The organism is Pseudorhodobacter sp. (genome assembly GCF_030452865.1).
Taxonomy (GTDB): domain Bacteria; phylum Pseudomonadota; class Alphaproteobacteria; order Rhodobacterales; family Rhodobacteraceae; genus Pseudorhodobacter.
Genome location: NZ_JAKDLJ010000282.1, coordinates 1 through 4,928 on the forward strand (window position 1 = coordinate 1; position 4,928 = coordinate 4,928).

The following is a 4,928-nucleotide window of genomic DNA, read 5'->3' on the forward strand; positions in this document are numbered from 1 at the left end:
GTCATCAGGCTTTCCAGGAAACCCACCACCGCCACCGCCGCCGAATAGGGCAGGATGATCTGCAACGTTTCCCAAGTCAGCGGAATATCGGGGATCAGGAACACCGGCAACGTATCCGGCAACGCCCCCATATCGCCCACCGTGCGCACGTCAAACCCAAAACCCAGCGTCAACGCGGTCAGCACCACAATCGTCACCAATGGCGACGGAATCGCTTTAGTCAGCAACGGCAGCAAATAGATTATCGCCAACCCACCCGCAACCAGAACATAGGTAATCCATGTCACGCGCGCCGGGTCCAGTTCCGGCAATTGCGCCATGAAAATCAGGATCGCCAACGCGTTCACAAACCCCGTCATCACCGACCTGGAGACAAAGCGCATCACCCGTCCCAATCGCAACAGCCTCGCCCCAATCTGCAACAGACCCGCAAGCACGGTCGCCGCCAGCAGATATTGCAAGCCGTGATCCTTGACCAATGTGACCATCAGCACCGCGGTCGCCGCCGTCGCCGCCGAAATCATCCCCGGCCGCCCGCCCGCAATCGCACAAATCACTGCGATGGAGAAACTGGCGTAAAGCCCGACTTGCGGGTCTACCCCCGCAATAATCGAAAACGCGATCGCCTCGGGTATCAGCGCCAAAGCAACGACCAGACCCGACAACAGATCACCCCGGACATTGCCAAACCATTGCTGGCGATACACATGCATTGAAATCATCGTGTCCATTTTCCAAAGGGCTTTTCTGCGCACAGGTCGCTGAGGTCAGCGCCAAACCAGCCCCCGGTTACAGGCCAGAACTGCAAAAGCCAACCCAAAGCGCCAATTCCCCCGTCTTCTCTGCGAAAATATCCCGAGGGGTGAATGGCCCAAAAGGGCCAGAGGGGGGCAGCGCCCCCCTGCTCCTGTCGCCCTCGGCTATTGCAATGGGCAAAACATTTCCTCCGATTTCGGAACACTATTTCCGGGACCAGAATTCCACCGTTTACCTATCGGGGTTCAAGACATATTCGCCGGAGTTTCGCCCTTGCCGCGCTGCATTGCCGTCTCTCAATTCATTCTGGCAGCCTTTCGTTCGAAGGCCGAGAGGCTTTTGCCGCCTAGCTGTTTCGTCTCAGTGTGTGGTGGTCCATGACTCTCTGATCAACAATAGGAAGCATCATGGGACAAATTTTGTACGGAAGCCCCAAGACCACGCACGCAGGGATTTGCGTGCAAATCATGAGAGGTCATTTTGTGCGGATTATCCGTGTTTCCAACCAGGATCGTATATTCGCGTTGATACTCGTAAAACCCCGTCGAGGCGATCGTCGCCGTCACGTTTCGCACAAGCCAGCCGTGAACCGCAGGCGCCTTCCAACCCCGTGCCATCAGAGCGCCACCAGGGCGGCACCATCGCGCAGGCCGACCTTGAGTTTATCGGGGTCGATGATCACATCCAGCACTGCCAAGTCGACCAACCCACTGGCAACAAGCAAGGTTTCAGGCGCCATCGCCCGCAGCGCCGGATCGGGCGGCAACAGCGAATTCGAGCGGTCGTGAGCGGGAGGGCCAGGCTGGATGGCGCATCGTTTCATCGCAAGGAGGGGGAGGCCCGCCAGGTCGAGGCAATCCGCCAAACCCCTCCGCTTGCGACACAGCCCCCGCCGAAGGGCTTGCCCCCGCGCCGATCTGCGCATAAGTAGACGCGTCAGCCAAGCGAAAAGCCGAAAGCCCTATGGAAAACGTCGTTCTTACCATCCACCTGATCCTTGCACTTTGCCTGATCGGCGTCGTGTTGCTGCAACGCTCCGAAGGGGGCGGTTTGGGCATGGGTGGCGGCGGTGGCGGCGGCGTAATGTCGGGCCGGGCCGCAGCAACGGCGCTGACCAAGCTGACGTGGATTTTCGCGGTGTGCTTCATCGTGACCTCCGTGACGCTCACCCTGCTTGCGGCACAAAAATCATCCGGCGCGTCGGTGATCGACCAGTTCGGCGGCACGGCACCAAAAGCCCCGGTGCAAGAGGCACCTCTGGGCAAAGACCTGCTGCCTCCGACCCCTTCGGATGCGCCCCTGACCCCGCCGCGCGCCGATCAGCCAGCGACACCAGACGCGACGCCTGCGGCACCGGGAACGCCAGCGCCCGCAGCCACGCCGGAAACAGCACCGGCAGCGCCAGCACCCGCAGGCAGCACCGGCACCGCGCCCAGCAATTGAGGCACACGAAATCGGCCGCAGTCCCAAACTCTTGGGGTGCGGCGTCTTTCTGCATCATCATCTAGACAGACTGTTGCAGACCACCCGTTTTTCGCTTAAGTCTCAAATCCCGTGATGGTGCGATTCTGCGGCGCTATATCGCATTGGCAAAACAGTTCACGGGGGTCTCCACTTGGCACGTTATATCTTCATTACCGGCGGTGTGGTTTCATCCTTGGGCAAAGGGCTTGCCTCCGCCGCTTTGGGCGCCTTGCTGCAAGCGCGCGGCTATTCGGTGCGCCTTCGCAAACTCGACCCCTACCTCAACGTCGACCCCGGCACGATGTCGCCGTTTGAACATGGTGAGGTTTTCGTGACCGATGACGGTGCCGAAACCGACCTCGACCTCGGCCATTATGAACGCTTCACCGGGGTTCCTGCCCGCAAGACCGACAGCATCTCGTCCGGTCGCATCTATTCCAATGTATTGGAGAAGGAGCGGCGCGGCGATTACCTTGGCAAGACCATTCAGGTCGTTCCGCACGTCACCAATGAAATAAAAGAGTACCTCCACATCGGCAAAAAAGAAGTCGATTTCATGCTGTGCGAAATCGGCGGCACCGTCGGCGATATCGAAGGCCTGCCGTTTTTTGAAGCCATCCGCCAATTCATCCACGAACGTCCGCGCGGCGAATGTATCCTGATGCACCTGACCTTGCTGCCCTATCTCGCCGCCGCGGGGGAGTTGAAAACCAAACCGACCCAACACTCGGTCAAAGCACTGCAAAGCATCGGCCTTGCCCCTGACGTGCTGCTCCTGCGGTCCGAACATCCGATCCCTGAGAAAGAACGCGCAAAAATCGCGCTCTTTTGCAATGTCCGTACCGAGGCGGTGATCGCCGCCTATGACCTGAAAACCATCTATGAAGCCCCGCTCGCCTATCACCGCGAAGGGCTTGATCAAGCCGTGCTCGATGCCTTCAACATCTCCCCCGCGCCGCGCCCCAATCTGGCGCGTTGGGAAGATGTGATGGACCGGATGATGAACGCCGAAGGTGAGGTGCGCATCGCCATTGTCGGCAAATACACCCAGCTTGGCGACGCCTATAAATCCATTGCCGAGGCGCTGACCCATGGCGGCATGGCCAACCGCACCCGTGTCCGGGTTGAGTGGGTCGACAGTGAACTCTTTGAGCGCGAAGACCCCGCGCTGCATCTGCAACGCTTCCACGCCATCCTCGTGCCGGGCGGCTTTGGCGAACGCGGCACCGAAGGCAAGATCAAGGCGGTGGAATTCGCCCGCACCCGCAAAGTGCCGTATCTCGGCATCTGCCTCGGCATGCAAATGGCCGTGATTGAAACCGCCCGCAATCTGGCAGGGATGCCCGATGCCGGGTCAGAAGAATTCAACCATGAGAAAGGCGAAAACCGTTTTACGCCGGTGGTTTATCACCTGAAAGAATGGGTGCAGGGCAATCATCTGGTGGAACGCAAGGTCAGCGATGACAAAGGCGGCTCCATGCGCCTTGGTGCCTATTCCGCGCATCTGAACGAAGGCTCGCGCGTGGCCGGGATTTACGGCGCGACCGAGATCGAAGAACGCCACCGCCACCGCTATGAGGTGGACATGAAATACCGCGACAAGCTGGAAGCCTGCGGCCTGATCTTCTCCGGCGTCTCCCCCGACGGACGGTTGCCGGAGATTGTGGAGATCAAAGACCACCCGTGGTTTATCGGCGTGCAGTTCCATCCGGAGTTGAAAAGCAAACCCTTTGCCCCGCACCCGTTGTTTGCGGATTTTGTGCGGGCCGCGGTGGAGGCGTCGAGGTTGGTGTGAGGGGGAGCCTTCGTGTAGCGGTCATCGACATCTAATCTAAAGATTCATTTTGATTTCATAGTGGGAAACTTCCAACCATGCCCAAAATCAATGACGCCATACCAGCAACACCGTCAAGCAGGGTAATATTTAACCCGTCCGAAGAAAAAGCTCTCAATGAGCTATTTGATCGTCAAATCGAGATTCAGTCTGCGCTTTTTGATAAATCAGCAACTTACAACAATATTGTCATAACCTTCGGATATGCGGGCTTCTTCGCAATCTGGGCATATGCAAGAGATGAATTGACTCGTTGGGACATGCAACTTGTCGCGGCACTCCTTGGCTTTTCGCTGCTGCTATTTGTAATATGGACAGTAGTAACATCTTTTTTCATCTCGATTGCAAATATTGGGATGTCAAAAATTCTTATGAAAGAGATTACTGCCAGCGCAAAACTGGCTGAAATCAAGTTATTTGAAACGAGAAATGAAAGAAGACAACTGCGATATTTTATTAGTTGGTATTGGATTTTTCTGGTTTGCGTCCTGACGGGCTTTTCATCCGGTATACTACTCATGGTTTTGCTAATTTTAGATTTACTTGGGCTGAAGCCATCAATTTGTGGCATGCTATTTTCTACTGGTTGCTTCTAACGGAAGAATAGCAAGCGTAGGATGCGCATTTATTGCCCATTTTCTACCTTCGACCAACGCGGCTCGATCCCCTCCCGCGCAAATCCCACGACCGCCCGGAAAGACGAAGCCCCAAACCTCTGCTCATTCTCACCCAGGCACCGAAAGGTGTGCCTCATCCCGTAGGTCAGGGTTCACCCCGACCTCCGCCCCGAACCACCTCGGAAACCCTCTGGCCCCTTCCCATAGTCTTTCTGGTAGGTTTCTGGGGTCTTAACCCCTGCTTAACCTTCCCACCG

At 57.1% G+C, this 4,928-nt stretch carries 5 protein-coding genes; 3 read left to right on the forward strand and 2 right to left on the reverse strand.

Translation table 11 applies throughout. The features are described from left to right. Together L0H65_RS14550 and L0H65_RS14555 are read right to left on the reverse strand one after the other, a co-directional pair. Window positions 1–722, reverse strand: a 722-nt coding sequence (locus L0H65_RS14550; RefSeq protein WP_301459774.1) for a SulP family inorganic anion transporter, incomplete at its 3' end; no start/stop codon positions are given. A gap of 650 nt (window positions 723–1,372) precedes the next feature. Next, complete coding sequence (locus L0H65_RS14555) at window positions 1,373–1,621, reverse strand: hypothetical protein (RefSeq protein WP_301459770.1); 249 nt, start codon at window positions 1,619–1,621, stop codon at window positions 1,373–1,375. Window positions 1,622–1,719: 98 nt separating this feature from the next. Here L0H65_RS14555 and secG point away from each other — a divergent pair, with 98 nt between their 5' ends. From secG to L0H65_RS14570, 3 genes are all read left to right on the forward strand, one after another. Then, a complete protein-coding gene (gene secG, locus L0H65_RS14560; protein ID WP_301459771.1) occupies window positions 1,720–2,199 on the forward strand; it encodes a preprotein translocase subunit SecG in 480 nt (159 codons plus the stop codon). 172 nt (window positions 2,200–2,371) lie between these two features. Next, window positions 2,372–4,015, forward strand: coding sequence for a CTP synthase (locus L0H65_RS14565; RefSeq protein ID WP_301459772.1), 1,644 nt, complete (start codon window positions 2,372–2,374; stop codon window positions 4,013–4,015). A 77-nt stretch (window positions 4,016–4,092) separates the two neighbouring features. Continuing rightward, window positions 4,093–4,650, forward strand: coding sequence for a hypothetical protein (locus L0H65_RS14570; protein WP_301459773.1), 558 nt, complete (start codon window positions 4,093–4,095; stop codon window positions 4,648–4,650). Window positions 4,651–4,928: the final 278 nt, after the last annotated feature.

Bases quoted from the DNA above. Each gene is read 5' to 3' on its own strand.
- secG (WP_301459771.1), top strand. From the start codon at position 1,720: ATGGAAAACGTCGTTCTTACCATCCACCTGATCCTTGCACTTTGCCTG.
- L0H65_RS14570 (WP_301459773.1), top strand. From the start codon at position 4,093: ATGCCCAAAATCAATGACGCCATACCAGCAACACCGTCAAGCAGGGTA.